This is a genomic window from Roseateles depolymerans (genome assembly GCF_003387155.1).
In the GTDB taxonomy this organism is placed as follows: Bacteria; Pseudomonadota; Gammaproteobacteria; order Burkholderiales; family Burkholderiaceae_C; genus Roseateles; species Roseateles depolymerans.
The window spans coordinates 386260-411961 of sequence record NZ_QUMT01000001.1; the positions used below are offsets into that span (position 1 = coordinate 386260).

A 25702-nucleotide genomic window follows, 5' to 3' on the forward strand; every position below is an offset into this window, starting at 1 on the left:
GATGCTGACCCATCTGGTGCACGGTCTGTGGATCGTGAACGTCCGATGGAAAGGGCTCACGCCCGACCAGCGCCACGGCTATGTGGGCTGGTGGTCGGCCAAGATGCTGCGGGCCTTGGGCGTGCGGCTGGAGTCGGTCGGGCCGGCGCCGGACACCGCCCGGCTGATCACCGCCAACCATGTGTCCTGGCTGGACATTGCCGCCATGCATGCGGTGATGCCGGAAGCGCGTTTCGTGTCCAAGTCGGACATCCAGCACTGGCCGCTGGTGGGCGGCCTGGCGACTGCCGTGGGCACGCTCTACATCGAGCGGGCCAGCAAGCGCGACGCGCTGCGGGTGGTGCACCAGACCGCCGAAGCGCTGCAGCGCGGCGAAGTGGTGGCCGTCTTCCCGGAGGGGACCACCGGTCCTGGGTATCCGCTGCTGCCGCTGCATGCCAATTTGCTGCAGGCGGCCATCAGTGTCGGGGCCCCCTTGCAGCCGGTGGTGCTGCGCTGGCACCAGCCGGGCCAGCCCTACAGCGAGGACGCCCGCTTCATCGGCCAGATGACCTTGATGGAAAGCCTGTGGCGTATCCTGACCGCCCGGGACCTGTCGATCCGGATCGAGCGACTGCCGCTCATCGAGACCCATGGCATGGAACGGCGGGCGCTGGCCGAGATCCTGAGTCAGCGGTTGTCGGCGGCCTTGCCGCCGCCCTGAGCGGGCGACCCATCCGGCGACCGGCCGGGTGACCGACCTGGCGACTGAAGTAAGAGAGAGGTGGCGCATGCTGCTGGCATTCGACGATGAAGAAGGGCTGGCCCACCGTCTGGCCGCCGCACTGGACTGCCCGCTGGGCCTGATCCGCCGACACCGCTTCCCGGATGGCGAACTGCGACTGGTGCTGCCCAAGCCGCTGCCCTCCGAGGTGGTGCTGCTGCGCGGCCTTCAGCACACTCCGAACGACCGGCTGGTGGAGCTGCTGATTGCCGCGCCAGCCGCCCGTGCCTGGGGCGCCCGTCGTCTGACCCTGGTCGCTCCCTATCTGGCCTACATGCGGCAGGACAAGGAGTTCACCCCTGGCGAGGCGGTCAGCCAGCGTCACATCGCCGCGCTGCTGGCCACCCAGTTCGACCGGGTGGTGACGGTGGACCCGCATCTGCACCGCATCAGCAGCCTGGACGAGGTGATGCCGCCCGGCGTGGGTCTGGCCTTGTCGGCGGCCGGCCTGCTGGGCCGCTGGATTGCAGACCAGGTGCCGGGCGCGCTGCTGGTGGGGCCGGACGAGGAATCCGGCCAATGGGTGGCTGATGCCGCAAAGGCCGGTGGGCTGGACCATGCCATCGGACGCAAGGTCCGTCACGGCGACACCCAGGTGCAACTGGCGTTTCCCGACGTGGCGGTGGCGGGACGGCCGGTGGTGTTGCTGGATGACATGGCCTCCACCGGACGCACGCTGATGGGCGCCGCCCGGGAGGCGCTGGCCCGCGGGGCCACCAGCGTGGACGTGGCGGTGACCCATGCCCTGTTCAATGGCGATGCCCTGCCCGCGCTGCATGAAGCCGGCGTGCGGCAGGTCTGGAGCAGCAATGCGGTGCCTCATGCCAGCAATTCAGTGTGCATTTCGCGTCTGGTAGCGGATTCACTGCGGTCAGCGTGAATGATTACCGCGTCCGGATAGAGGTACTCGCGAATTTCGAGACTAATGAACGGTCGAGATATTTAAAGTCTTACTAAAGACCCAATAAAAAACCCCGCATGTGCGGGGTTTTTTATTATGGTGGACCGGGCTACTGCAATGAATGGAAATTCCGTGTCGCCTAGGTGACGGACATACTGAAATAATGTCCCCGACTGCGGCGACTCCCAGCCCCCGCCCTTCAGGCCTTGCCCTGGCTGGCCACCGCAGCAGCGGCCTTGGCGGCCGCTTCCGCATCGCCCAGGTAATAGCTCTTGATGGGCTTCAAATCCTTGTCCAATTCGTAAACCAACGGTATGCCGTTGGGAATATTCACGCCAACGATCGCGTCGTCCGCGATGTTGTCCAAATATTTCACGAGGGCCCGGATACTGTTGCCGTGGGCCGCAATTAACACTCGCTTACCAGACAAAATAGCCGGCGCGATCTGCTCATTCCAATAGGGCAGCACCCGTGCCACCGTGTCCTTGAGGCATTCGGTCAGCGGAATCTGAGAAGGCTCCAGTCCGGCATACCGGACGTCACTGCGCTCGCTGCGCGGATCGGAGGCTTCCAGGGCCGGCGGCGGGGTGTCGTAGCTGCGGCGCCAGACCAGCACCTGCTCGTCACCGTACTGCTTGGCCATGTCGGCCTTGTTCAGGCCCTGCAGGGCGCCGTAGTGGCGCTCGTTCAGGCGCCAGCTGTGACGCACGGGCAGCCACTGGCGGTCCATCTGGTCCAGGCAATGCCACAGGGTCCAGATGGCGCGCTTGAGGACGGAGGTATGGGCAACGTCGAAGTCCAGACCGGCTTCCTTGAGCAGCCGGCCCGCTTGCTGGGCCTGGGCGACGCCAGTGGGGGTCAGATCGACGTCGGTCCAGCCGGTGAACCGGTTTTCGAGGTTCCAGGTGGATTCGCCGTGGCGAATGAGCACGAGCTTGTACATGGGGATCCGTGAGGTTTTGCCGGTCTCCGGCGGACTGCGCGGATTCTAGAGGCAGCCCTCTCGGGCTGCGGGATCAAGAAGGTTTGTGAAGGACCGACAACAGGTTCGCGTCGGACGAATGCGGGTGTGCCAGGGCTCTGGCCGAAGCGACCGGTCCGCCGTGTGAGGTGTCGGTGTAGTTGGTAACGAAGAATGAGGAGTTCCTCCATGATGGTTGTGAAGAGTGGGCGTCTGACGCCGGTGGCGCTGGGTGCAGCATTGGCGATGGCCGCCGTGGGCGCGCAAGCCCAGGCCCAGCAGGAGTCGATGTTCTCCTTGTCCGGTTTCGGCACGGTCGGTGTGGTGGGCACGTCCAAGGACGGCGCGCAATATGTCATCCCCGGCCAGACCCATGGCGCCGACAAGTCGTTCAGCGCCGACGTCGACACCAAGCTGGGCGTGCAGGGTGCCGCCAAGTTCAACCAGCAGTTCTCCGCCACCGTGCAGGTGCTGACCAAGCAAAACGGCAAGGGCAGCTGGACGCCGCAGATCGAATGGGCCTTCGGCAAATACCAGGCAACGCCGGGCCTGGCCTTCCGTCTGGGCCGCATGGGCGCCCCGTTCTTTGCGGTGTCGGATTTCCGTGATGTCGGTTATGCCAACACCTGGCTGCGTCCGCCCATCGATGTCTACGGCCAGGTGCCGGTCAGCCATTTCGATGGCGGTGACGTGAACTGGACGACGCAGCTCGCCGGTCATTCGGTCACGCTGGGCGCTTTCGCCGGCCAGAGCTCTTCGTATGTGCGTCGGGTGAAGGTGGACCTGAAGGACATGGTCGGCCTGAATGCATCGGCCGAGCTGATGGACGGCCTGACGCTGCGTGTGGGTCATGTGATGGGCAAGGTGACGGTCCACAACGCCACGGTCAACACCTTCGTCGCCGCGCTGCGCGCCACGCCCTACGCCAGCATTGGTGATCAGCTCGACCCCAATGGCAAGGACGCGACCTTCTCCAGCATCGGCCTGACCTATGACGAAGGCAACTGGGTCGCCGCCGCTGAATACACCCAGCGCAAGACCGACACCTTCGTGCCGGACACCACCGGCTGGTACACCACGCTGGGCTATCGCATCGGCAAGTTCACGCCCTACGCCACGCTGTCGCAGCAAAAGACGGACAGCCTGAATGTAAACAACACCGTGCCGGCGCCGTCGGTGCTCAATGCCACCGTGGCCGCAGTGGCCAGCTCGCAGAGCACGCCGCAGAAGACGATCGCCCTGGGCATGCGCTGGGACGCGATGCGCAACATCGCCGTGAAGGCCCAGTACGACAGCATCAAGACGACCGGTGCCGGCCAGTTCTACAACCCGCAGCCTGGCTTCGCCAACCAGCGCGTCGGCGTCTACAGCCTGGCGGTTGATTTCGTGTTCTAAGCGGCGAGGTCCCAGATGCAATTCAAGATGAACAAGATGATCGTGGGCGCCGCGCTGCTGGTGGCGGGCGTGGCAGCACAGGCCCAGGTGGCCGTGGTGGTGAATCCGAAGAGTGCCGTGGCCAGCATGACGGCGGACCAGGTCGCGTCGATCTTCCTGGGCAAGAGCAATGCGCTGCCCAATGGCAATGCCGCCGTGGCGGTGGACCTGCCGGAAAGCGCCGGCGCGCGCGAGACTTTCTACACCAAGGCCACCGGCAAGTCGTCGGCCCAGGTGAAGGCGGCCTGGTCGCGCCTGGTGTTCTCGGGCAAGGGCACGCCGCCCAAGGAACTGGGCAGCTCGGCCGATGTGAAGAAGTTCGTGGCCGGTAATCCGGATGCGATCGGCTATATCGAGAAGTCGGCCGTGGACAGCTCGGTGAAGGTGGTGCTCAGCGTTGACTGAAGCGCCTGGCGCTGAGTAAAACCTGGACGTTCGCGCAGGACGTCCTGCAGACGATGCAAAAGCCGCAGGCGCCGCCCCACCCAGGTCGGCGCCTGCGCGTGTGCTGGAGACAGAAGATGAAGCTGAAGACGCGAATCGCGATGCTGCCCGTGGTGGCGGCGCTGATCTTTGCGGTGGGCATCGCGGTGGTGCTGTTCTTTTCCACCCGGACGTCCGGCGCGATCACCGCGCTGGGAGAGGCCGACTATCCCTACCTGGTGGCGACGACGCAGCTGTCGTCGCAGCTGGAGAACCTCAGCGGCACCATCCAGAGTGCGGTGGCCGAGGGGGAGAAGAAGCGGCTGGATGAAGCCGGGGAACGGGCCGCGAGCATGCGCAAGGTGATTGCCGGCATCAAGGCGATTCCCGGCCGGGCCGACGAGGGCGGCCAGCTGGACAAGGCGTTCGAGGCGTATTACGCCGCGTCGGTGGATACGGCGCAGCTGTTCCTGGGCATCAAGCAGGGCGACCAGGCGGGCGCCATTCCCAAGATGCAGGCAGCGCAGAAGGCGCTGGCGGATCTGCTGGCCGCTTCCGGCAAGGACGCGCAAGGCAGTTTCGATGCGTCGCTGGCCCGCGCGGAAGGCGGGGTGTCGGCGAGCGTGCTGGTGACGGTGGTGAGCGGCGTGGTGGTGGTGCTGTGCCTGGGCCTGGGGTCGTGGCTGCTGATCAACAGCGTGTGGAAGCAGTTGGGCGGGGAGCCGGAATACGCCCGCCAGGTGATGCAGCAGATGGCCGAGGGCGATCTGGCGCAGCAGATCCAGGTGGCGCCGGGCGCCGACCAGAGTCTGCTGGCCGCCGTGCGGGACACGGCGCAGGGGCTCAAGGCCATCGTGAGCGAAGTGCGCAATGGCACGGATTCGATGACGGTGGCGTCCCGCGAGATCGCCGCCGGCAATCAGGACCTGTCCACCCGGACGGAGAAGCAGGCCGGGTCGCTGGAGCAGACAGCATCCAACATGCAGCAGCTGACCGAGACGGTGCGGCAGAGCGCCGATGCGGCGAGCCAGGCGAATCAGCTGGCGGGCTCGGCGGCGACGGTGGCGCGTCGGGGCGGCGAAGTGGTGGGGCAGGTGGTGTCGACGATGGACGAGATCACCGCAAGCTCGCGCAAGATTGGCGACATCATCGGGGTGATCGACGGCATCGCGTTCCAGACCAATATCCTGGCCCTGAATGCCGCGGTGGAAGCCGCGCGGGCCGGGGAGCAGGGGCGTGGGTTCGCGGTGGTGGCCGGGGAAGTGCGGTCGCTGGCGCAGCGCAGTGCGGAAGCGGCGCGGGAGATCAAGTCGCTGATCGGCGCCAGCGTGGAGCGGGTCGAGTCGGGCTCGCGGCTGGTGCAGGATGCCGGCGCGACGATGGACGAGATCGTGGCGAGCGTGCAGCGGGTGTCGGACATCATCAGCGAGATCACGGCGGCGTCGGCCGAGCAGAGCCAGGGGATCGGGCAGGTGAACCAGTCGGTGCTGCAGCTGGACCAGATGACGCAGCAAAATGCGGCGCTGGTGGAGGAGGCGGCCGCCGCTGCCAACAGTCTGGAGCAGCAAGCCCGGGCGTTGCAGACGGCGGTGTCGACGTTCCGGCTGTGAGCGAACGAGGGCGCGCCCTCACATCACCCCTGAAGACGGGCTCCCGGTCAGACGCCGGCGAGCCCGTTGTTTCGTGGGGCGAAACCTATAATCTGCGGTTTTCATTGGTTGGGCCTGGCTTTGAAATTCCTGATCGACAACTGGTATCTGGTGCTGACGGCGGTGATTTCCGGCGGCTTGCTGCTGTGGACCTCGTTTCGCGGCAAGGCCGGCGGCGTGAGCACGGCCGAGGCGGTGCGGCTGCTCAACCGTGAGAAAGGCGTGCTCATTGATGTGAGCGAGCCCGAAGAATTCGCCCAAGGGCATGCTGTGGGCGCCCGGAACGTCCCCCTGAATCTGCTCACCACCGGCGAGCCGATCAAGCAACTGCCCTCCAATAAGGCCCTGCCGCTGGTGCTGATGTGCAAGACCGGCGCACGCGCAAGTCGCGCGGCTGGCATCCTTCGTGGTCAGGGCTTCACGCAAGTGGTGCCCGTGGCCGGTGGACTGGCCGCTTGGCGGGAAGCCAGCTTGCCGGTGGAGAAGTCCGCGGCCTGATTCCCGCCCTTGCGGCTCACCGTGGAGCCTCCTCGGAGGCTCAACAGCATTTTGGAGGTAAGGCGATGCGCGCCGTGAAGATGTACACCACCCAGGTCTGCCCCTACTGCGTGCGGGCCAAGTCCCTGCTCAAGCAGCGCGGCGTGGATCAGATTGAAGAAATCCGCGTGGACCTGGATCCGGCGCAGCGGGATTCCATGATCGCGCTGACCGGGCGTCGGACGGTGCCCCAGATCTTCATCGGTGAGACCCATGTGGGGGGGTGTGATGATCTGATCGCGCTCGACCAAAAGGGTGCGCTGCAGCCGTTGCTCGCAGGGTGAGTTTGGCGGGGGCTAGTTGCCTACGCGCCGGAAACAGGAAGCCCGGGGCCCCTTTGCTCCATGTCATTCCTGTCCGGCTTCGCCGGCCATTCCCTTCTTAACTTCCGCAAAGAGGCCCCGGGCTCCCTGTTTCCTGAACCGAGGACTGCAACGATCTTCGTCCGCGTGAGCGGAGGTGTGTTGCCGGGGCTAGACTGCGGGGCGCTCGTCTTTGCAGACGGGCGGGACATTGCAGAAGCGTGACTCGCGCTTCGTTTCATGTTGGGTGATCCCCCTTCATGGAGGCGGGACCGGCAGTGCCATAATGCTTTTCACGGCCCGCGCCTGCGGGCCTTCCCATTTTTGGAAGAAGCATGGCCGACGACAACAGCACCCCCGTGTTCCAAATTCAGCGCATGTACCTCAAGGACCTGTCGCTGGAGCAGCCCAATGCCCCGCAGATCCTGCTGGAGCAGGCGCAGCCGCAAGTGGATATCAAGCTGGCCCTGTCCGCCGAACCGGTCGCCGAAGGCCTGTTCGAAGTGAGCGTGACCGCCACCGTGACCACCACCGTTCAGGACAAGACCCTGTTCCTGATCGAGGCCAAGCAAGCCGGTATCTTCGAGATCCGCAACGTGCCCCAGGAACAGCTCGAAGGCATCCTCGCCATCGTCTGCCCGCAGATGATCTACCCCTATCTGCGCGCCATCGTGTCCGACGTCTGCACCCGCGCCGGCTTCCCGCCCGTGCTGCTGACCGAAGTGAACTTCCAGGCCATGTTCGAAGCACAGCAAGCCCAGGCCCTGGGCGCCGGCGGCGAATCCGCTCCCAACTGAGCAGTCCCCGCCTGACCAGCGCCGGCCCCGCGGAAGCAACCGCCCGGCCGGCGTTTCTGCTTCTGGTCCCCGACGGGCCTTGTCCCGTCCGACGTTTGTCCGACGCTGGTCCGTTCCGGTTTTTGTCCTTCTCTGACCACCATGTCCGATCCTCTCCTGCGCATGAAGATCAGCGTGCTCGGCGCCGGTGCCTGGGGCACCGCCCTGGCCATCGCCGCCAGCGCCCGCCACGACGTCGTGCTCTGGGCCCGGGATGCCGCCAGTGTCACCACCATGCAGGTCGACCGGCGCAATGCCCGTTATCTGCCCGACGCGCCCATGCCCGAGTCGCTGCACCTGAGCAGCGATCTGGCCGCCGCGCTGGCGCATGGGCAGGACGGGTTGATCGTGGTCGCCACGCCGATGGCCGCGCTGCGCAGCATGCTGGCCGTGCTGCCGCCTCGCTCGCGCTGTCTGTGGCTGTGCAAGGGGTTTGAGGCCGGCACCGGTCAGCTGGGGCATGAGATTGCCCGCGAGGTGGTGCCGCACTTGGCCACCGGCGTGTTGTCAGGGCCGAGTTTTGCGCAGGAGGTGGCTGCAGGGCAGCCCACGGCGCTGGTGTCCGCGTCGGAACATGCCGAACTGGCGCAGTTGGGCGTGCAGGCGTTTCATAGCGAGCGGCTGCGGGTGTATTCGTCGGCCGATCCCGTCGGGGTGGAAGTGGGCGGGGCAGTGAAGAATGTGATGGCCATCGCCGTGGGCATCGCCGACGGGCTGCGTCTGGCCGCCGAACTGGAAGGCAAGAAGGGGCCCGGGCTGAATGCGCGCGCTGCGTTGATTACCCGCGGCCTGGCAGAGATGCAGCGGATGGCCCTGGCGCTGGGCGCGCAGCCGGAAACCCTGCTGGGACTGGCCGGGCTGGGCGACCTGGTGCTGACCGCCACCGGCGACCTGTCCCGCAACCGCCGCGTGGGCCTGCTGCTGGCCGAAGGCCTGGACCTGCCCGCCATCCTGCAACGCCTGGGCCATGTGGCCGAAGGCGTCTACAGCGCACCCACCGTCCTGTCCCGGGCTCAGTCCCTGGGCGTGGAAATGCCCATCACCGCCGCCGTGGTCGATGTGCTGGAAGGCCGCCTGGATACGCATGGCGCCATGGAAGCGCTCATGGGACGTCAGGCCAAGTCGGAATGGTGAAGCGGCGCGAGCCGCTGCCTGCGAGGCGACCCACACCGAGCGCCCATTGACCGCCAGCGGGCGCTCGAAGTCGTCCTTCCTTGGGCCTCACACGCCGTCGACGTAGCCGTTCTGGCGCCAGCCCTCGAAGACCGCCACCGCCACGGCATTGCTGAGATTGAGGCTGCGCTGGCCGCTGCGCATCGGCAGGCGCACGCGCTGCGCCAGCGGGAAGCTGTCCCGCAGCGCCGGCGGCAGGCCGGCCGTCTCGCAGCCAAAGACCAGGTAGTCCCCCCCGCGCAGCTCGACCTCCGGCAGCAGCCGGCTGCCCCGCGTGGTGAAGGCAAACAGGCGGGATTCGTCCGGCCGTTCGGCCGCCAGGAACGTGTCCCAGTCGGCATGGCGCAGGACCGGGGCGTATTCGTGATAGTCCAGACCCGCCCGCTGCAGCAGGCGGTCCTCCATCGAGAACCCCAGCGGTTCGATGAGGTGCAGCCGGCAGCCGGTATTGGCCGCCAGGCGGATGACGTTGCCTGTGTTGGGCGGAATCTCCGGATGCACCAGCACGATGTTGAACATGAAATCCTTCCAATAACTCTCGCGCCGGTTCGCTGCGCACCAGCCTTCACGCGTCAGGGCGTGCGCGCCACCACCCAGGCCTGCACAGTGGCCGCGCCCGCCCGATGCAGGGCCGCCGCCGCTTCGAAGAGGGTCGCGCCGCTGGTCATCACGTCATCCACGATAGCCACATGCTGACCGTCCAGAGGCCGCGTCACCGCAAAGGCCCGACGCAGGTTGGCCAGGCGCTCGGCCAGCGGCAGCTCCGACTGCCTTTGGGTATGCCGGGTCCGCACCAGGGTGCGGGCGCACACCCGGTATTGTCGCCGCCCGGGCAGGTGCCGCGTGATCTCCAGGCTCTGGTTGAAACCCCTCTCACGTAGGCGCTGGGCAGACAAGGGAATGGGCAGCACCAGCGTGGCCGCCGGCAGTGCCAGCCGTGGGGCCTGGGCCCGGCTCAGCGCTGCCTCCAGTGACTGGGCCAGCAAGGGCGCCATCTCCAGCCGCGCGCGGAATTTCAGGGCCTGCAGGCATTGGTCCCAGGGGAAGGCGTAATCCAGCGCCACCACGCAGCGCAGCAGGGGAGGGGGCTTTTGCAGGCAGCGACCGCAATGGAAGTGGGGACTCGCGGAGGGTGGGCCCCATGCATCGAGGTCGTCCTCGCCGGCTAGACCCTCGGGCAGCAGCAGCCCGCATGTGATGCAGCGTGGGCGGTCATCGCCCTCAAGCCGGCGGGTGCAGTCCGGGCAGCAGCGCCCCTGGCACCACTGACGGCACAGCAGGCACTGCCCTGGCCAGCCCAGACCCATCCGCCAACGTGGGAACAAACGCTTCAGCACGACCGTCTCTCCTTTGACTCATCCGACGAGATCCTTCCAAACTCCCCCGCGTCATGAGGTCTCCCGGCGCCGCCTACAATCTCGCCCCATGAGTGGGAACGAGGCTTTGCCGCCAGGCACACAGCAGATTGATGCGGCGGCGGCACGGCGGCAGCGCCGTCGTCTGGCCTTGGCCGAGCAGCCGCCCTGGCTGCATCAGGAAGTCGCCCAGCGCATGCTGGACCGTCTGCCCGTCATCAAACTTCAACCCGCGCAGGTGCTTCAGCGCCGCCCCTCGGTGGGCGGCGGCGACGCCGGTCTGCGCCAGCAATATCCCCAGGCCGTGCAGCAGTGGTGCGAACCGGACGACGCAGTCCGCGCCCACTGGCAGCAGCGCCTGCGCCGCGGCTGGATGCAGTCGATGCTGGAGCGGCTGCGCGGCGGCATGACGCCCGAGCTGGTCGCCCAGGCGCCCGCCGGCGCGGCGCAGTTGCTGTGGTCCAACATGGAGCTGCATGCAGAAACGGACAAGCCAGGTCTGATCGCTGAGTGGCATGCGGCACTGGCCGTGGACGGCTTTTTGATGTTCTCCTGCTTTGGGCCGGACAGCTTCCTCGAACTCCGCCAGCTCTATACCCAGCAAGGGTGGGGCGTTCCCACCCCGGAGTGGGTGGACATGCATGACCTGGGCGACATGCTGGTGCATGCCGGCTTCGCCGATCCCGTCATGGACCAGGAGCACCTGCGCCTGACCTGGGCCACCCCGGCATCGCTGCTGGCCGACCTGCGCGCCCTGGGCGGCAATGTGTCGGTGCTGCGCACGCCCGGCCTGCGCGGCCGCCAGTGGCATTCACGGCTGCTGGCCGCGCTGGAATCCCTGCGCGGGCCGGATGGCCGCCTCGGACTCAGCGTCGAGCTGGTCTACGGCCATGCCTTCAAGCCGCAGCCGCGCGTCAAAGTGGCGGCACAGACCGAGGTGTCCCTGGAGCAGATGCGGGCCATGATCCGCGGACCCGGCAAGCACTGACCCCATCGGCAGGTCCCAACGCCCGCCGGTCGAGTGAGAATTGACGCGAGTCAAGCGTTGCGGACAGCGTTCTGGAAGGGCGCTCTGAGGGTATTCCAGGGCGGTTGACGCCCTCGGCGGCAGTCATAGTCCAGCTTTGGTGCACGGCTTTGCCGTGGGTGAAAGCGTGGACAAGGCCAAAAAGGGGCGTGGGCTAAAATTCCGACCCGATGGCCGTACGTCTGCAGGCCCCGGTGAGCCCTGGCGCGCCCCGCGAGGTCTGGGGGCCTGGGGTCCCTGGAGATCGCCCTTCGACACCGCCTGGTGGAGACCCGGGTGACGAGAGCTCAAGAAAGACTGGATGAAGAGACGAACCATGACGATGATGAACAGTGATGTGCATCCGCTGGTGCGACGGTGCAGCCAGCTGGCGATGACCGCAGCGGTCGCGCTGGCCAGCCAGTCGGCCCTGGCCGTGAACGACCTGCCCGGTGGGCCGGCGGTCAATCAGCTCAACCTGCATCCGGCAGTCACGAAAATCGCGCATGAACAGGCGTGGCTGCACAACATGATGCTGGTCATCTGCCTGCTCATCTTCGTCGCCGTGTTCGGCGTGATGTTCTATTCCATCTTCAAGCACCGGAAGTCCAAGGGCGCCGTCGCGGCCAACTTCCATGAAAGCGTGAAGGTGGAAATCGCCTGGACGGTGGTGCCGTTCATCATCGTGATCCTGATGGCGCTGCCCGCCACCAAGGTCGTGGTGGCGATGAAGGACACCACCAATGCCGACCTCACCATCAAGGCCACCGGCTACCAGTGGAAGTGGGGCTATGAATACATCAAGGGCGAAGGCGACGGCATCCATTTCGTCTCCACCCTGGACGCCTCGCAGCGCGCCCTGTCGGACTCCGGCAAGCCCGGTGATGTCGACAACTACCTGCTGAAGGTGGACAACCCCCTGGTCGTGCCGGTCAACAAGAAGGTGCGGGTCATCACCACGGCCGAAGACGTGATCCACTCCTGGATGGTGCCGGCCTTCGGCGTCAAGCAGGACGCGATCCCCGGCTTCGTGCGGGACACCTGGTTCAAGGCCGAACAGGAAGGCGACTACTACGGCCAGTGCGTCGAGCTGTGCGGCAAGGAACACGCCTACATGCCCATCCACGTGAAGGTGCTCAGCCAGCAGGCCTACAGCGCCTGGGTGGCGGAAGAACAGAAAAAGGCCGCGGCCAAGGCGGACGACCCCTCCAAGGTCTGGGCCCTGGACGAGCTGATGGCCCGCGGCGAGAAGGTCTACACCACCAACTGCGCCGTCTGCCACCGGCCTGACGGCAAGGGCGCCGGCCAGTTCCCGGCGCTGGACGGCTCCAAGCTCGTGCTGTCGGAGACCCATGCCGACCAGATCCACGTGCTGCTCAATGGCCGCAACCAGATGCCGGCATGGAAGGCCATCCTGAACGACACGGAAATCGCCGCTGTCGCCACCTACACCAAGAACAGCTGGTCCAACAAGACCGGCCAGGTCGTTCAGCCCGCCGAGGTCGTGGCCGAGCGGGCCAAATGAACGCGCCCCAACGACGGACCCTGAAGCGGTGTCTCACCGTGTCTAACCGTGCATCAGACGGACGAGGACTTCCCAAATGAGTGCAGTGCTTGATCACCCGACCGGCCACGTTGATGACCATCATGACGATCACCATGCGCCGACCGGCTGGCGTCGCTGGGTGTTCGCCACCAACCACAAGGACATCGGAACGCTCTACCTGCTGTTCAGCTTCACGATGCTGATGATCGGCGGGATCCTGGCGCTGTGCATCCGCGCCGAGCTGTTCCAGCCGGGCCTGCAGTTCTTCAACCCGGAACAGTTCAACCAGTTCACCACCATGCATGGCCTCATCATGGTGTTCGGCGCCATCATGCCGGCCTTCGTGGGCTTCGCGAACTGGATGATCCCGCTGCAGATCGGCGCGTCCGACATGGCCTTCGCGCGGATGAACAACTTCAGCTTCTGGCTGATGATCCCGGCCGCGCTGATGCTGGTGGGCTCGTTCTTCATGCCCGGAGGCGCACCCGCCGCCGGCTGGACGCTCTACGCGCCGCTGACCCTGCAGATGGGCCCCTCAATGGATGCCGGCATCTTTGCGATGCACATCCTGGGCGCGTCGTCCATCATGGGCTCGATCAACATCATCGTCACCATCCTGAACATGCGGGCGCCCGGCATGACCTTGATGAAGATGCCGATGTTCGCCTGGACCTGGCTGATCACCGCCTACCTGCTGATCGCCGTGATGCCGGTGCTGGCCGGCGCCATCACCATGACGCTGACCGACCGTCACTTCGGCACCAGCTTCTTCACCCCGGCCGGCGGCGGTGACCCGGTGATGTACCAGCACATCTTCTGGTTCTTCGGGCACCCCGAGGTCTACATCATGATCCTGCCGGCCTTCGGCATCATCAGCCAGATCGTGCCGGCCTTCGCTCGCAAGCGCCTGTTCGGTTATGCCTCGATGGTGTATGCGACGGCCTCCATCGCCATCCTGTCCTTCATCGTGTGGGCCCACCACATGTTTGCCACCGGCATGCCGGTGACCGGCCAGCTGTTCTTCATGTACGCGACCATGCTGATCGCGGTGCCGACCGGCGTGAAGATCTTCAACTGGCTGGCCACCATGTGGCGCGGCTCCATGACCTTCGAAACCCCGATGCTGTGGGCCGTGGGCTTCATCTTCGTGTTCACCATGGGCGGCTTCACCGGCCTGATCTGCGCCGTGGCTCCCATCGACATCCAGATCCAGGACACCTACTACGTGGTGGCCCACTTCCACTATGTGCTGGTGGCCGGCTCTCTGTACGCGCTGTTTGCCGGCGTGTACTACTGGGGCCCGAAGTGGACCGGCGTGATGTATTCGGAGACGCGCGGCAAGATCCACTTTTGGGGCTCGCTGATCTTCTTCAACGTCACCTTCTTCCCGATGCACTTCCTGGGCCTGGCCGGCATGCCCCGTCGTTATGCCGACTACCCCATGCAGTTCGCCGACTTCAACATGCTGGCTTCCATCGGCGCGTTCGGTTTCGGTCTGATGCAGGTCTACTTCTTTGTGTTCGTGGTCATTCCGATGATGCGCGGCAAGGGCGCCAAGGCCCCGCAGAAGCCCTGGGAAGCGGCCGAAGGCCTGGAGTGGGAAGTGCCGTCGCCGGCCCCGTTCCACACCTTCGAGAATCCGCCCAAGCTGGACGTGACCGCCACCCGCATCGTGAGCTGACCCGGCCATGAGCATTCGCGACGATCAGAAGAAGAGCAACCTGAAGCTGGCGCTCGTGCTGCTGAGCGTCGCGCTGGTGTTCGGTCTTGGCTTTGTGGCCAAGATCATCTGGCTGGGACGCTGAGGACCCGACGCCATGGACCGCCGACCGCTGGCCGCCTGGATCCGCAGGGACAACCTGCGCATGACCGGCAAGCTGCTGGTGGTGGTGGCCATGATGGCGGGCTTCGGTTATGCGCTGGTGCCCATCTACCGCGCGGTCTGCACCGCGCTGGGCATCAATGTGCTGGCCCTGGGGGAGCGGCAGCATGCGGTGAAGAAGGAAGACCTGCGCAACACGCAGGTCGACTACAGCCGCCGCATCAGCGTGGAATTCGACACCAATGCCCGCGGCCCCTGGGACTTCAAGCCCGCCGTGCGTCACATGGATGTGCATCCCGGCGAGCTGACCACGGTGATGTACACCTTCCAGAATGTGCAGAACCGGGTGATGGCAGCCCAGGCCATCCCCAGCTATGCGCCCAAGCAGGCCACACCCTACTTCAACAAGCTGGAGTGCTTCTGCTTCAATGAATACACGCTGCAGCCCGGCGAGCAGAAGGTGTGGCCGGTGGTGTTCGTGATCGACCCGAAGCTGCCCAGGGATGTGAAGACCATCACCCTGAGCTACACCTTCTTCGAGATTCCGGGCAAGGGTGGGTCGGCGGTGAAGGTGCAGGCGCAGGCCTTGCCGGTGCAGACGCCGGGACCGGTGCAGGGCAGGGCCCAGGAGCAGGGCCAGGGACAGGAGCCGCGGACATGACCGCTCCGCGTCCCGGTGATGATTTCAAGCAGGCCCTGCAGCGCAGAGGCTCCTTCTTGGGGAGCTTGCGGGCGGTGATGTGGTCGTTCTTCGGCATCCGCAAGGGGTCGGAGTACGACAAGGATGTGTCGCAGCTCAATCCGCTGCATGTGGTCGTGGCCGGCGTGCTGGCCGCGGTGCTGTTTGTGGTGGGATTGCTGCTGCTGGTGAACTGGGTGGTGGGCAGCGGCGTGGCGGGCACCTGAGGCCCCGCGTCGCGTCACCCCTGGTCAGAGATCAAGAACGCAGTACCGGAATCGACGAGATCGCAAGCATTCGAGGAGAACAAGGTATGTCGGCAACGACTCACGGCAAGACCCCTTATTACTTTGTGCCAGGACCTTCCCGCCATCCGGCCATGGCCGCCTTTGGCCTGTTCTGGGTGATCCTGGGTGCGGGCCAGTGGATCAATGGGCATGACTGGGGCGCCTGGTCGCTGCTGTTCGGGCTGCTGTGGTGGGCCTTTGTGCTGAAGCAGTGGTTTGGCGATGCCATCCATGAAAGCGAAGGCGGTCTCTACAGCGACCGCATCGACGCCAGCTTCCGCTGGAGCATGGGCTGGTTCATCTTCTCGGAAGTGATGTTCTTCGCGGCCTTCTTCGGCGCGCTGTTCTGGTCTCGCGGGTACACGGTGCCGACGCTGGGCAGCCTGGACAACTCGCTGCTGTGGCCCAACTTCCAGGGCGTGTGGCCGAGCGCTTCGCCGGGCGCGACCGGATCACCGGCGGGCACGGTCGAGCCCTTCCAGGTGATGGGGCCGTGGCCGATTCCAACGATCAACACCGCGTTGCTGCTGACCTCCGGCGTGACGCTGACGGTGGCCCACCATGCGCTGATTGCCAGTCACCGCGCGCGGGCGATTGCCTTCATGTGGATCACCGTGCTGCTGGGCCTGACCTTCCTGGGCTTCCAGGCTTATGAGTATGTGCATGCCTACCATGAGCTGAATCTGAAGCTGACGTCGGGGGTGTATGGCTCGACGTTCTTCATGCTGACGGGCTTCCACGGCTTCCACGTGTTCGTGGGCATGCTGATGCTGCTGTTCATCACGCTGCGGCTGATGAAGGGGCATTTCACGCCGGACCGCCACTTCGGGTTCGAAGGCGCCGCGTGGTACTGGCACTTCGTGGACGTGGTCTGGCTGGGCCTCTACATCATAATTTACTGGTTCTAACCCCCCTACCGCCTGACGGCGGCCCCCCAGGGGGCGAGCCCAGCGGCCTGGAGAGAAGTTGTCCCCCCTACCGCCTGACGGCGGCCCCCCCAGGGGGCGAGCCCAGCGGCCTGGCAGAGCCAGTTCCGCGGGCTCCGTTGGAGGTGGGACGGCGCTGCGCGCGTCCTAGCACACCTTCGGTGTGCAGAGGGAGCGGCTGGTGGGGCAGGGTGGGGTGCTGCGGGTGGCGCGCTGGTGAAGTGTCGGCACACCTGCGGTGTGCAGGCTTCGCTGGCTAGCGGGTGAAGGTGATGCCGGTGGGGTGGATCCAGCCCATCCATGCGCTGAAGAGAATGAATAGGAACAGCGCAACGCTGATGCCCACCCGCACCGCCAAGGCATTGGCCATGCTGGCCCGGCCCTTGTGACGGCGCAGCATCAAAATGCCCGCACTGAACAAGGCGCCCAAAATGCCGATGAAGGCCAGCGTGACAATGATCTTCATGATGAGCCATTATTCCACTCGGGGCCTTCGTCCCTCCCTCGGGAAAGACCACCCCCGCAGCAAGGAAGCACCACGTGGCTGATCGGCGCTGGGTCGTCGCCGTCGCTGCCCTCGTCGGCCTCGTCGTCACCATCAGTCTCGGGCGCTGGCAGTTGGATCGCGCGGCTCAGAAGATCGCACTTCAGCAGGCGCTGGAGCAGCGCGCGCTGTTGCCCCCGCTGTCCAATGAGCAACTGCCCAAGGCCGATGAAGCGCTGCCTGAAGCGCTGTTGCATCGGCATGCGCAACTGGTCGGGCAGTGGGACGCGCAGCCGGCCCACACAGTGTTTCTCGACAATCGGCCCATGGACGGGCGAGCCGGCTTCTTCGTGCTCACCCCTTTTCAGCTGAAAGGCCGTCAAGAGTCGGTGCTGGTGCAGCGTGGCTGGGTGCCCCGCGATGCCGCTCAGCGCGAGCGTCTGCCCACCCTTGTGCTGCCCCAGGGCGATGTGCGGATTGAAGGCCACATTGCGGCCGCGCCGTCGCGGGCCTTCGAACTCGGGTCGCCCGTGAGGTCAGGACCAATCCGGCAGAATGTGGAACTGCCCGCCTTTCAGGACGAGACCGGCGTGCGGCTGCTGCCCCTGGTGCTGCTGGAAACGCCCTCGCCGCAAGCGTCCAGCGCCCCCTCCGATGGGCTGCTGCGCCACTGGCCCGCCCCGGCGGTGGACGTGAACAAACACTACGGCTACGCATTTCAATGGTTTGCGCTCGCTGCGCTCATTCTGGGTCTTTATGTCTGGTTCCAAGTTCTCGCCCCTCTCCGGAGAGACCGCCGTCGACGCAGTTCCCCAGACACCGATGCCGCCTGACGGCCCGGTGACCCTGGCCGTCCACAGCCTGCCCGTCACCAACGCCGAAGGCAATCGCCGTCGCCACTGGACGATGTGGCTGGTGCTGCTGGTCTGCGCCGCCCCCGTGATCGCCTCCTACTTCAGCTTCTACGTGCTGGACCTGCGCGGCTCCGCCTACAGCGACCTCATCACCCCCACCCGCGACCTGCCGCATGACCTGCCCCTGCGCACCCTCAGCGGCGACGCAGTGAATCCGCAGTCGCTGCAAGGCCAGTGGCTGCTCACCTATGTCCCCGATGCCCAGGCCCGCTGCAACGACGGCTGCGAGCGCATGCTCTTCATGCAGCGCCAGTTGCGCGAGATGCTCGGCAAGGACCGGGACCGCCTGGACAAGCTGGTCCTGCTGCCCGACGAAGTCAGCCTGACCCCCGCCCAGCTCGACGCCCTGATCGGCCACGAACCCAAGGTCACCCTGCTGCGCGCGCCCACCGCCGCCCTGCAGGCCTGGCTGATGCCCGCCCCCGGACACCGCATGGGCGAGCACCTGTTCCTGGTGGACCCGATGGGCCGCTGGATGCTGCGATCGCCCGCCCAGCCCGATCCGGGCAAGTTCAAGAAAGACCTGGAACGACTGATGCGCGCCAACGCCGGCTGGGACCGGCCCGGGCGCTGAGAGCCACGCATGACCGGATTCGATTTCGCCCCGCTGCTTGAACTGCTGCTGATGGCCGCCCTGCTCGGCGGTGGGCCGCTGCTGTGGTGGTTCCTGCGCCAGCGCAGCGCCACACCGGGCCAGCGCCTGCGCGCGCTGACCGTGATGACGGTGTTCCTCACCTTCGACCTGATCCTGTTCGGCGCCTTCACCCGCCTGACCGACTCTGGCCTGGGCTGCCCCGACTGGCCCGGCTGCTACGGCACCGCCACGCCCCTGGGCGCCCGCGACGAGATCCACGCCGCCCAGACCGCCATGCCCACCGGACCGGTCACCCACGGCAAGGCCTGGGTGGAGATGCTGCACCGCTATCTGGCCAGCGCGGTCGGTTTCCTGATCCTCGTGCTGGCTGTGCAGAGCTGGCGGCAGCATGTCCACGCCGGTCGCGCACGCGCGGGTGGGGCCGCTGATCGTCCGCGTGGGTCGAGTGGTTCAGGTGGGCCGCCAGGTTCAGGCCGAATCCGGTTGGAGCCGTCCCTGTCGCCCTGGTGGGCCACCGCCTCCCTGGTGTGGGTGCTGGTGCAAGGCATGTTCGGGGCGCTGACGGTGACCATGAAGCTGTTCCCCGCCATCGTCACCACCCATCTGATGCTGGCGCTGGGCCTGCTGATGCTGCTGGCCTGGCAAGCCGAGGCCTATGCGCCCAAGCCGCTGAAGGCGAGCCGGGGCCTGCGGGTGGGCATGCTGCTGTTCACGTTGCTGGTGCTGGTGCAGGTGGCCCTGGGCGGCTGGGTCAGCACCAACTATGCGGTGCTGGCCTGCCGGGAGTTCCCGACCTGTCAGGGACAATGGTGGCCGCCGACTGATTTCGAGCACGGCTTCACGATCTGGCGCGAGCTGGGGCGTGGGGCCCACGGAGACTGGTTACCCTTCGAGGCCTTGACCGCCATCCACCTGACCCACCGCGTGGGCGCCCTGGTGGTGGTGGTGGCGCTGCTGGCGCTCGCCGCCGCCTTGTGGCGGCAGGGCGGCGAAAGCCGCCGCTGGGCCTGGCGCCTGCTGGCCGTCGGCGCCTGGCAGGTGGCCTCGGGCCTGTCCAACGTCGTGCTGGGGTGGCCGCTGGTGGCCGCGCTGGCCCATACCGGCGGCGCCGCGGCGCTGCTGCTGATCTGCTCCCTGGTGCTGGCCCGTCTGAAGGCCGGCCGCCAGGCGGTTTTTCTGGATCCTGTGAGATGACTTCCCTGACTCAGGCCGCCATGCCTTCCCGATGGTGGCAGTTCTATCAACTGACCAAGCCGCGCGTGGTGCAGCTCATCGTGTTCTGCGCGGTGATCGGCATGGCCCTGGCCATCCCCGGTCTGCCGCAGGGGCAGGAATGGGTGCGGCTGATCGCAGGCACCGCCGGCATCTGGCTGGTGGCCGGTGCGGCCGCCGCCTTCAACTGCCTCATCGAGCAGCAGATCGACGCCAAGATGAAACGCACCGCCTGGCGGCCCACCGCCCGGGGGGAACTGAGCCGTCGCCAGACGCTGCTGTTCTCCGCCGTGCTGTGCGCCGTCGGCTCGGCCATTCTCTACATCTGGGTCAATGCGCTGACCATGTGGCTGACCTTCGCCACCTTCGTCGGCTATGCGGTCATCTACACGGTGCTGCTCAAGCCCACCACGCCGCAGAACATCGTCATCGGCGGCGCGTCCGGCGCCATGCCGCCGGTGCTGGGATGGGCGGCCATGCGCGGCGAACTGGGTCCGGAAGCCTGGCTCATGTGCCTGATCATCTTCCTGTGGACACCGCCGCACTTCTGGGCGCTGGCGCTGTACCGCAGCGAGGACTACCGCAAGGCCGGCCTGCCCATGCTGCCGGTGACGCACGGCAACGAATTCACGCGGCTGCAGATCCTGCTCTACACCTGGGTGCTGTTCGCGGCGACGCTGCTGCCCTTCCTCACCGGCATGAGCGGATGGCTCTACCTGGCCGCCGCCATGATCCTGGGCCTGATGTTCTGCCACTATGCCTGGCGGCTGTGGCGCGCGTATTCGGAAGCGCTGGCCAGGCGCACCTTCCTCTTCTCGCTCTTCCATCTTTCCCTGCTGTTCGGGGCCCTGCTGCTGGATCACTATCTGAGCCCGTGGCTCGGCTGAGTCCGCGAGCTCCGACGCCTCCGACGCCTCTGAAGTTTTCGTTCCAAAGGTTCACACATGATCGTCCGACGTACCCTGGGCCTGGCTGCATTGGGCGCGGCCTTGAGTGCCGCACTGCTGCTGACCGGCTGCGACAAGCTGGGCGTCAAGTCCGATGCCAAGACCAGCTTCCAGGGCGTGGACCTGACCGGTGCCAACTACGCCCGCAACTTCAGCCTGCCGGACATCGATGGCCGCATGCGCACGCTGGCCGATTTCAAGGGCAAGGTGGTGGTGGTGTTCTTCGGCTACACGCAGTGCCCGGACGTCTGCCCCACGACCATGGCCGAACTGGCCCAGGTGAAGAAGGCGCTGGGCCCGGACGGTGACCGGGTGCAGGGCGTGTTCGTGACGGTGGATCCGCAGCGCGACAAGCCCGAGCTGCTCAAGGTCTATCTGGCCAGCTTCGATCCGAGCTTCGTGGCGCTGCGCGGCAGCGAAGAGCAGATCAAGGAAACGGCCAAGGAGTTCAAGGTCTACTACACGCAGAAGGCCGGCAGCACGCCGGACACCTACACCGTGGACCACACCGCCGCCAGCTTCCTGTTCGACCCCGAGGGCCGGGTGCGGGTGTATGCGCGTTATGGGGCCGGCACCCAGCCGCTGATGAGCGACATCAAGCTGTTGCTGGCCGGCCAGTGAGGCGTGCTCGCGGGGGCTGATCAGGCGCCCCGTTCAGCCTCGGTCAGCGGCCCGTTCAGTCGCCCGTTCAATCGCCCGTTCAACCGCCGTTCAATCGCCCGTTCCGTGGCCCTTCAGTCGCGCTCATGCGCCAGCGCGAAGTCGAAGGCCGCACGCACTGCCGCCACCTGCGCGGCTTCGCACTCTGCAGCGTTCGTGCGCGGACTGTCCGGATAGACCTCGGTGGTGGTGGTGAACCGTGCCCCGGTGAACCCGGCGCACAGGCCCGCCGTCTTCACCGGGAACTCGATCACCCCCGGTGCGCTGAGCGGGAAGCCGATGATGTGGCCCTGCGCATCCGGCGGTGCAATGTGGGTGACCTTCGCCACTGCGTCGATGATGGCGACTTGAAAGTCCAGACGAGTGGTCTCGCTGTCCCCCACCAGGTAGAAACCGTCCGGCACGGTTTCAGGCTCCAGGGCCTTCCCGTCGCGCGAGGCGAGGGCCGGGCGGAATTCGGTGATGTCGGTATCGGTGGTTTCGTGCAGGTCGATGTGCACCAGCACGCGGCCCAGATACGGCGCGACCAGCGCGATCACCGCGGAGGATTCCTGCGCCTCGCGGCGTGCGCCGAAGTTCCGGTTCGGATCGATGGCGTGGTAGTTCCAGCGGCTGATGCGCTCATAGGCCCAGGGGCTCACGCAGGGCACAACCAGGACATTCAAGCGCCCCGCGTACGCCGCGGCATGGTCCTGCGCGAAGCGCAAGGCCCCCATCACGCCGCTGGTCTCGTAGCCATGCACGCCACCGGTCACCAGGGCCACCGGCAGGTCCGGATGCCAGTCCCGGCTGCGGGCCGCGACCAGGGGGAAGGTCTGGTCGCCGTATTGGATCTCTCCATAGCGCAGGCACTCGAGCCGGTCGCCCAGGCTGTCCATGCGCGCCACCACATCGTCCTGGTAGCTGCGGCTGCGCACCTGCCGCTCCCGCCAGGCCTGACGCTCCGCATCGCCCCAGGGGACGCCGGGCGTGCCGACGGGATAGAAGTGCGCTGTGCTCATGAAAACTCCGCAGAACGTGAGGGTCGAGAAGGGGTCGGTGGATTCTCCCACTGCTCAACCGGTGTCTCGTGCGTAGGCAATCCGCGCCTTGATCCGCAACGACACCTGCGTGCCGGGTCGGGCCTGGCCGTTGATGTCCAGCTCAGCGCTCACCCGCGCCGCACGTTCCTTCATGCCGAGCAGGCCGAAGTGGCTGCTGTGACCATCCTTGCCAGTGCGCACCATGCCGATGCCGTTGTCATGCACCTGCACCGTGAACCAGTGGCGCCCATAGTCGATGTGCACGGCCACGTCGGAGGCCCGCGCATGACGAGCGGCGTTGAAGAGCGCCTCCCCGGTGATGCACAGCACCTCGTCGAACACATGCGGACGCAGCCTCCGGTGCGGCCCCGAGCTGGAGACATTCACCTGCGTCCCGGCGCAGAACGGTTTTTCCTGGACCAGCAGCCGCAGCTCCTGCTCCAGGTCGCTGCCGCTGGCGCGTCGCAGTCCCTGCAGGCGGTCGCGGCCCTCCACGACCACCGCTTCGGCCCGGTCCAGCGCCTGATGCAGCGATTGCTGCAAGGCCGGCTCATGCTGCATCCGCCCCACCACCGCATGGAATCGCAGGATCAGGCCTTGCACGCTCTGCAGCAAGGTGTCGTGAATGTCGCGGGCGATGCGCTCGCGCTCGCGGCTGCGGTCCTCGCTGCGCTCCCGCAGCCGTGCAAGGATCCGCCGGATGCGCATCAGGTAGAGCGAGTACAGCAGCAGCCCGACCGCGCCGGCGACTGCGAGCTTGAAGACCAGGGACTGGGTGAAGGTGGCCGGAATGGACAACGCCAGCTGGGCCGGCTGCGGGTTCCACAGTCCATCGTTGTTGCTGGCCATGACCTCGAACCGATAGCGCCCGGGCTTGAGGTCCTGCAGCACGATGCTGCGGTCCGGTCGTGGCTCGCTCCAGCGTTCCTGCTCGGCACCGACCAGTCGATGCCGGAACCGCACGCGGGACGGCACCGGAAAACTCAGTGCGGTGAAGTCGATCCTGACAGTGGTGGTGCCCGCCGGCAAGGTGAGCGAGGACCCCGCGGCAAAGGTGTCATCCCCCGCCTGCACGGCGCGCACCAGCACGGGCGGGGGCAAGGGGTTGGGCGCCAGCGTGGCGGGGTCGATGCGCTGCACATTGCGCCGTGTGAGGAACCAGACCCTGCCGTCTGCGCCGGTCACGACCTGGGCGCCCGGGGCCTTCTGCACGAAGCTGTTGAGCCCGTCCTTGAAGTCGAAGACGCGATAGGGCAGGGCAGCGCCCGGCTGCTGGAGCGCTGCCTGCAGATCGGCCGTGCGCAGCCGCACGATGCCGGCGTCCCCGATCAGCCAGGTGTCGCCGGCCGGCGTCTGCGTCAGGCCGTTGACCGAGGCGGCCCAGGGATGGGCCGAGGCGGGGAGCGCCAGGGCAAGGGGCCCATTGGGAAGAGCGGATGAACGGGCTGAAGCGCTTGAGGCGGCTGAAGGGGTTGCAGGGTTCGCAGGGTTTGCAAGGGCCGGAGGCGGCTTCAGGGCGTCATGGGGTGGGGAGCCCGGAGGCGTCGCGATCGCTGGCCCGAGGCCCAGGCTGCCGCTGATCAGCAGGCCTGCCTGCGAGGGCAGCAGCCCTTCGATGCCACCCACGGCGGAGCGACTCATGTCCAACGCCAGGAAGGGCGTGTCGCCGCTGGGCGGCGGTCCCCGGAACACCACCGCGACGCGCCCGCCACGATCCCGTGCCGCATTGGCGGGCAGGGAGGCGGACGGCAAGGCCTCCGGCCAGCGCTGCCAGTGGCCGTCCTGCCACCAGTGCAGCCCCTGGTCCAGGCCCGGCATCCAGAGGCGGCCTTCTTGATCTTCGGCGCATCCATAGGCGGTGCCGCGGACCGGCTTGGCCAGACGCGTCACGCGGTCCGGATCCACCTTCAGCACCCGGTCGGCGAGGAACAACCAGACGCCGCGTTCCCCCGCGTCGCACAGGGCCTCCGCCGGACTCTCCAGCGCCATCACCCGGCGCGGTCGCTCGCCCGGCGCGATGGCATACAGCCCGCTGGCATCCGCCACATACACCACCCCGTCACGGGTAACGGCCAGGCGGTAGCTGGTGGGCGAATTGGCGGGCAGGTCGGGGTCGGCCACCACGCTGGCAGGCCGCAGCAGGTCCAGGCCCAGTTCCGTGCCGACCCAGACATTGCCTTCGCGATCCTGGAACAGCGCACGGGTCTGGTCCGAGGTGAGGCCGGCGCTGGCCTGCAACGACGCGATGCGTCGCGCGTCCTTGCGGGCGGACGTCAGCGGGTGGCCGGGGGCCTGGATGCGCAGCACACCGCTGTTGAAGGTCGTGGTCCAGAGGTCGCCCTGGCGGTCGAAGATCAGGCGCGAGCCGCCGACCGGATTCGGGTAGCGGAAGGCAGTGTCCGGGCTGGCAGACCGCTGCAGCGCGCGCAGCCCATTGGCGTCCGAGAGCCAGAGCTGGCCGTGGGTGTCTTCGGTCAGGCTGGCGCGCGGGGACAGTCCGGTTTCGACCAGTTGGAAGCGCAGGGTTTTGAGGGTGGCCTGGCTGGCCTGGTTGGCCTGGCCGGTCGTGTTGGAATGCTGGGTGAAGTCGGCGACGGCCAGCGCGCCGGAGAGGACCACCCGCAGCCGGCCATCCCGTCCGAAGTGCAACTGCCACACCGGCTGGGCCGGCAAGCCGGTCTCGGGCCCTGGCTCTTCCCAGCGTCCGTCGTGAAACCGCGCCAGCATGCCGGTGCTGCGTCCGCCCCGGGCGACCCAGATGCCGCCCTGCGGATCTTCCTGCAGGTCGTTGACCTCGCGGGACGGGTTGGGCATGCGAGCATCGACCAGGCGGCCGTCGCGCCATCGGGCCACGCCGCGGCCGCGTCCGAGACCGACCCAGAGGTCTCCCGACCGCGTGGCCAGCAGACTGGACACCACGAGGCGCTGGCCCTGATCGCCCTCCAGGCGGATCGGCTCGAAGCTCACGCCGTCAAACCGGAACAGGCCTTCCACGCTCCCGATCCAGAGATAACCGTCCCGGGTCTGGGTGATGGCGTTGATGCGGCTGGGGGCACCCTGTTCGATGGTCCAGGCGTCGTGCTTGAACTCCACGAGCGGGGCGGGGGCGGGCGGCGCCAGGGTGACCGCCGAAGGGGCTGCAAGCGCGGATCTTGCGGAGAGCGCTGCGGGCGTCGAGCGGGCCAAGCCTGCCGAGGGCGTTGCAAGTGTCGAGCTTGCTGAGTGCGTTGCCGGCGTCGAGGTCGCCGCAGTCAGCGCCATTCCTGGC

At 66.8% G+C, this 25702-nt stretch carries 27 protein-coding genes; 21 read left to right on the forward strand and 6 right to left on the reverse strand.

Annotation, left to right across the window (positions count from 1 at the left end):
• The first annotated feature begins 1 nt into the window (after position 1).
• Together DES44_RS01605 and DES44_RS01610 are read left to right on the forward strand one after the other, a co-directional pair.
• Positions 2 to 703 carry a lysophospholipid acyltransferase family protein gene (locus DES44_RS01605; protein WP_232309837.1) on the forward strand — a complete coding sequence of 234 codons (702 nt, stop codon included), beginning with the start codon at positions 2 to 4 and terminating at the stop codon, positions 701 to 703.
• Positions 704 to 770: 67 nt separating this feature from the next.
• A complete protein-coding gene (locus DES44_RS01610; protein WP_058936504.1) occupies positions 771 to 1643 on the forward strand; it encodes a ribose-phosphate diphosphokinase in 873 nt (290 codons plus the stop codon).
• Between the two features lie 220 nt (positions 1644 to 1863).
• Here DES44_RS01610 and gpmA read toward each other — a convergent pair whose 3' ends face one another.
• On the reverse strand, positions 1864 to 2607 hold the full coding sequence (gpmA, locus tag DES44_RS01615) for a 2,3-diphosphoglycerate-dependent phosphoglycerate mutase (protein WP_058936503.1): 744 nt from the start codon (positions 2605 to 2607) through the stop codon (positions 1864 to 1866).
• A gap of 207 nt (positions 2608 to 2814) precedes the next feature.
• Here gpmA and DES44_RS01620 point away from each other — a divergent pair, with 207 nt between their 5' ends.
• The 7 genes from DES44_RS01620 to DES44_RS01650 all read left to right on the forward strand — a co-directional run bounded on the left by DES44_RS01620 (position 2815) and on the right by DES44_RS01650 (position 8940).
• Positions 2815 to 4020, forward strand: a complete 1206-nt coding sequence (locus DES44_RS01620; RefSeq protein WP_058936502.1) for a porin — start codon at positions 2815 to 2817, stop codon at positions 4018 to 4020.
• Positions 4021 to 4047: 27 nt separating this feature from the next.
• A complete protein-coding gene (locus tag DES44_RS01625; RefSeq protein WP_083526108.1) occupies positions 4048 to 4464 on the forward strand; it encodes a type 2 periplasmic-binding domain-containing protein in 417 nt (138 codons plus the stop codon).
• A 116-nt stretch (positions 4465 to 4580) separates the two neighbouring features.
• A complete protein-coding gene (locus DES44_RS25895) occupies positions 4581 to 6092 on the forward strand; it encodes a methyl-accepting chemotaxis protein (protein ID WP_058936500.1) in 1512 nt (503 codons plus the stop codon).
• Between the two features lie 120 nt (positions 6093 to 6212).
• The gene (locus DES44_RS01635) at positions 6213 to 6629 is read left to right on the forward strand and encodes a rhodanese-like domain-containing protein (RefSeq protein WP_058937593.1); all 417 of its coding nucleotides are present in this window, start codon (positions 6213 to 6215) and stop codon (positions 6627 to 6629) included.
• 65 nt (positions 6630 to 6694) lie between these two features.
• On the forward strand, positions 6695 to 6952 hold the full coding sequence (gene grxC, locus DES44_RS01640; RefSeq protein ID WP_058936499.1) for a glutaredoxin 3: 258 nt from the start codon (positions 6695 to 6697) through the stop codon (positions 6950 to 6952).
• 353 nt (positions 6953 to 7305) lie between these two features.
• Entirely contained in the window at positions 7306 to 7767 is a 462-nt protein-coding gene (gene secB / locus DES44_RS01645; RefSeq protein ID WP_058936497.1) for a protein-export chaperone SecB, read from the forward strand.
• 162 nt (positions 7768 to 7929) lie between these two features.
• The gene (locus DES44_RS01650) at positions 7930 to 8940 is read left to right on the forward strand and encodes an NAD(P)H-dependent glycerol-3-phosphate dehydrogenase (RefSeq protein ID WP_058937592.1); all 1011 of its coding nucleotides are present in this window, start codon (positions 7930 to 7932) and stop codon (positions 8938 to 8940) included.
• Between the two features lie 87 nt (positions 8941 to 9027).
• Here DES44_RS01650 and DES44_RS01655 read toward each other — a convergent pair whose 3' ends face one another.
• Together DES44_RS01655 and DES44_RS24915 are read right to left on the reverse strand one after the other, a co-directional pair.
• Positions 9028 to 9498, reverse strand: coding sequence for a tRNA (cytidine(34)-2'-O)-methyltransferase (locus DES44_RS01655; protein WP_058936496.1), 471 nt, complete (start codon positions 9496 to 9498; stop codon positions 9028 to 9030).
• A 53-nt stretch (positions 9499 to 9551) separates the two neighbouring features.
• Entirely contained in the window at positions 9552 to 10046 is a 495-nt protein-coding gene (locus DES44_RS24915) for a ComF family protein (protein WP_058936495.1), read from the reverse strand.
• 358 nt (positions 10047 to 10404) lie between these two features.
• Here DES44_RS24915 and DES44_RS01665 point away from each other — a divergent pair, with 358 nt between their 5' ends.
• The 7 genes from DES44_RS01665 to DES44_RS01690 all read left to right on the forward strand — a co-directional run bounded on the left by DES44_RS01665 (position 10405) and on the right by DES44_RS01690 (position 16582).
• On the forward strand, positions 10405 to 11322 hold the full coding sequence (locus DES44_RS01665; protein ID WP_083525842.1) for a hypothetical protein: 918 nt from the start codon (positions 10405 to 10407) through the stop codon (positions 11320 to 11322).
• A gap of 412 nt (positions 11323 to 11734) precedes the next feature.
• The gene (gene coxB / locus DES44_RS01670; protein ID WP_058937590.1) at positions 11735 to 12865 is read left to right on the forward strand and encodes a cytochrome c oxidase subunit II; all 1131 of its coding nucleotides are present in this window, start codon (positions 11735 to 11737) and stop codon (positions 12863 to 12865) included.
• Between the two features lie 76 nt (positions 12866 to 12941).
• Complete coding sequence (ctaD, locus tag DES44_RS01675) at positions 12942 to 14567, forward strand: cytochrome c oxidase subunit I (protein WP_058936494.1); 1626 nt, start codon at positions 12942 to 12944, stop codon at positions 14565 to 14567.
• Between the two features lie 7 nt (positions 14568 to 14574).
• Positions 14575 to 14691, forward strand: coding sequence for a cytochrome oxidase small assembly protein (locus DES44_RS25235; protein WP_211326918.1), 117 nt, complete (start codon positions 14575 to 14577; stop codon positions 14689 to 14691).
• 12 nt (positions 14692 to 14703) lie between these two features.
• On the forward strand, positions 14704 to 15369 hold the full coding sequence (locus DES44_RS01680; RefSeq protein ID WP_058936493.1) for a cytochrome c oxidase assembly protein: 666 nt from the start codon (positions 14704 to 14706) through the stop codon (positions 15367 to 15369).
• A complete protein-coding gene (locus DES44_RS01685; protein ID WP_058936492.1) occupies positions 15366 to 15614 on the forward strand; it encodes a DUF2970 domain-containing protein in 249 nt (82 codons plus the stop codon). The genes DES44_RS01680 and DES44_RS01685 overlap by 4 nt, the downstream gene beginning before the upstream one ends.
• Positions 15615 to 15700: 86 nt before the next feature.
• Positions 15701 to 16582, forward strand: a complete 882-nt coding sequence (locus tag DES44_RS01690; protein WP_058936491.1) for a cytochrome c oxidase subunit 3 — start codon at positions 15701 to 15703, stop codon at positions 16580 to 16582.
• A 274-nt stretch (positions 16583 to 16856) separates the two neighbouring features.
• On the opposite strand, the gene DES44_RS01695 is transcribed toward DES44_RS01690, so the two are convergent.
• Positions 16857 to 17066 carry a DUF2909 domain-containing protein gene (locus DES44_RS01695; protein ID WP_058936490.1) on the reverse strand — a complete coding sequence of 70 codons (210 nt, stop codon included), beginning with the start codon at positions 17064 to 17066 and terminating at the stop codon, positions 16857 to 16859.
• 74 nt (positions 17067 to 17140) lie between these two features.
• On the opposite strand from DES44_RS01695, the gene DES44_RS01700 reads away from it, so the two are divergent.
• From DES44_RS01700 to DES44_RS01720, 5 genes are read left to right on the forward strand one after another with little or no spacing between them, the layout of a single operon-like run.
• Complete coding sequence (locus tag DES44_RS01700; protein ID WP_058936489.1) at positions 17141 to 17917, forward strand: SURF1 family protein; 777 nt, start codon at positions 17141 to 17143, stop codon at positions 17915 to 17917.
• Positions 17907 to 18572, forward strand: a complete 666-nt coding sequence (locus tag DES44_RS01705) for an SCO family protein (protein ID WP_083525840.1) — start codon at positions 17907 to 17909, stop codon at positions 18570 to 18572. The genes DES44_RS01700 and DES44_RS01705 overlap by 11 nt, the downstream gene beginning before the upstream one ends.
• Before the next feature lie 9 nt (positions 18573 to 18581).
• Positions 18582 to 19787 carry a COX15/CtaA family protein gene (locus tag DES44_RS01710; protein ID WP_058936488.1) on the forward strand — a complete coding sequence of 402 codons (1206 nt, stop codon included), beginning with the start codon at positions 18582 to 18584 and terminating at the stop codon, positions 19785 to 19787.
• On the forward strand, positions 19784 to 20692 hold the full coding sequence (gene cyoE, locus DES44_RS01715) for a heme o synthase (RefSeq protein ID WP_058936487.1): 909 nt from the start codon (positions 19784 to 19786) through the stop codon (positions 20690 to 20692). The genes DES44_RS01710 and cyoE overlap by 4 nt, the downstream gene beginning before the upstream one ends.
• 57 nt (positions 20693 to 20749) lie before the next feature.
• Positions 20750 to 21373, forward strand: coding sequence for an SCO family protein (locus tag DES44_RS01720; RefSeq protein WP_083525839.1), 624 nt, complete (start codon positions 20750 to 20752; stop codon positions 21371 to 21373).
• A gap of 113 nt (positions 21374 to 21486) precedes the next feature.
• On the opposite strand, the gene DES44_RS01725 is transcribed toward DES44_RS01720, so the two are convergent.
• Both DES44_RS01725 and DES44_RS01730 read right to left on the reverse strand, forming a co-directional pair.
• Positions 21487 to 22413 (reverse strand): M14 family metallopeptidase, encoded by a 927-nt coding sequence (locus tag DES44_RS01725; protein WP_058936486.1) that lies wholly within the window; start codon positions 22411 to 22413, stop codon positions 21487 to 21489.
• A gap of 54 nt (positions 22414 to 22467) precedes the next feature.
• Positions 22468 to 25527 carry a sensor histidine kinase gene (locus tag DES44_RS01730; protein WP_058936485.1) on the reverse strand — a complete coding sequence of 1020 codons (3060 nt, stop codon included), beginning with the start codon at positions 25525 to 25527 and terminating at the stop codon, positions 22468 to 22470.
• Between the last annotated feature and the right edge of the window lie 175 nt (positions 25528 to 25702).

Excerpts from the sequence above, each read along its gene's own strand:
- DES44_RS01605 (WP_232309837.1), top strand. The coding sequence starts at position 2 with ATGCTGACCCATCTGGTGCACGGTCTGTGGATCGTGAACGTCCGATGG.
- DES44_RS01610 (WP_058936504.1), top strand. The coding sequence starts at position 771 with ATGCTGCTGGCATTCGACGATGAAGAAGGGCTGGCCCACCGTCTGGCC.
- gpmA (WP_058936503.1), bottom strand. The coding sequence starts at position 2,607 with ATGTACAAGCTCGTGCTCATTCGCCACGGCGAATCCACCTGGAACCTC.
- DES44_RS01620 (WP_058936502.1), top strand. The coding sequence starts at position 2,815 with ATGATGGTTGTGAAGAGTGGGCGTCTGACGCCGGTGGCGCTGGGTGCA.
- DES44_RS01625 (WP_083526108.1), top strand. The coding sequence starts at position 4,048 with ATGAACAAGATGATCGTGGGCGCCGCGCTGCTGGTGGCGGGCGTGGCA.
- DES44_RS25895 (WP_058936500.1), top strand. The coding sequence starts at position 4,581 with ATGAAGCTGAAGACGCGAATCGCGATGCTGCCCGTGGTGGCGGCGCTG.
- grxC (WP_058936499.1), top strand. The coding sequence starts at position 6,695 with ATGCGCGCCGTGAAGATGTACACCACCCAGGTCTGCCCCTACTGCGTG.
- secB (WP_058936497.1), top strand. The coding sequence starts at position 7,306 with ATGGCCGACGACAACAGCACCCCCGTGTTCCAAATTCAGCGCATGTAC.
- DES44_RS01650 (WP_058937592.1), top strand. The coding sequence starts at position 7,930 with ATGAAGATCAGCGTGCTCGGCGCCGGTGCCTGGGGCACCGCCCTGGCC.
- DES44_RS01655 (WP_058936496.1), bottom strand. The coding sequence starts at position 9,498 with ATGTTCAACATCGTGCTGGTGCATCCGGAGATTCCGCCCAACACAGGC.
- DES44_RS01665 (WP_083525842.1), top strand. The coding sequence starts at position 10,405 with ATGAGTGGGAACGAGGCTTTGCCGCCAGGCACACAGCAGATTGATGCG.
- coxB (WP_058937590.1), top strand. The coding sequence starts at position 11,735 with ATGACCGCAGCGGTCGCGCTGGCCAGCCAGTCGGCCCTGGCCGTGAAC.
- ctaD (WP_058936494.1), top strand. The coding sequence starts at position 12,942 with ATGAGTGCAGTGCTTGATCACCCGACCGGCCACGTTGATGACCATCAT.
- DES44_RS25235 (WP_211326918.1), top strand. The coding sequence starts at position 14,575 with ATGAGCATTCGCGACGATCAGAAGAAGAGCAACCTGAAGCTGGCGCTC.
- DES44_RS01680 (WP_058936493.1), top strand. The coding sequence starts at position 14,704 with ATGGACCGCCGACCGCTGGCCGCCTGGATCCGCAGGGACAACCTGCGC.
- DES44_RS01685 (WP_058936492.1), top strand. The coding sequence starts at position 15,366 with ATGACCGCTCCGCGTCCCGGTGATGATTTCAAGCAGGCCCTGCAGCGC.
- DES44_RS01690 (WP_058936491.1), top strand. The coding sequence starts at position 15,701 with ATGTCGGCAACGACTCACGGCAAGACCCCTTATTACTTTGTGCCAGGA.
- DES44_RS01695 (WP_058936490.1), bottom strand. The coding sequence starts at position 17,066 with ATGAAGATCATTGTCACGCTGGCCTTCATCGGCATTTTGGGCGCCTTG.
- DES44_RS01705 (WP_083525840.1), top strand. The coding sequence starts at position 17,907 with ATGCCGCCTGACGGCCCGGTGACCCTGGCCGTCCACAGCCTGCCCGTC.
- DES44_RS01710 (WP_058936488.1), top strand. The coding sequence starts at position 18,582 with ATGACCGGATTCGATTTCGCCCCGCTGCTTGAACTGCTGCTGATGGCC.
- cyoE (WP_058936487.1), top strand. The coding sequence starts at position 19,784 with ATGACTTCCCTGACTCAGGCCGCCATGCCTTCCCGATGGTGGCAGTTC.
- DES44_RS01720 (WP_083525839.1), top strand. The coding sequence starts at position 20,750 with ATGATCGTCCGACGTACCCTGGGCCTGGCTGCATTGGGCGCGGCCTTG.
- DES44_RS01725 (WP_058936486.1), bottom strand. The coding sequence starts at position 22,413 with ATGAGCACAGCGCACTTCTATCCCGTCGGCACGCCCGGCGTCCCCTGG.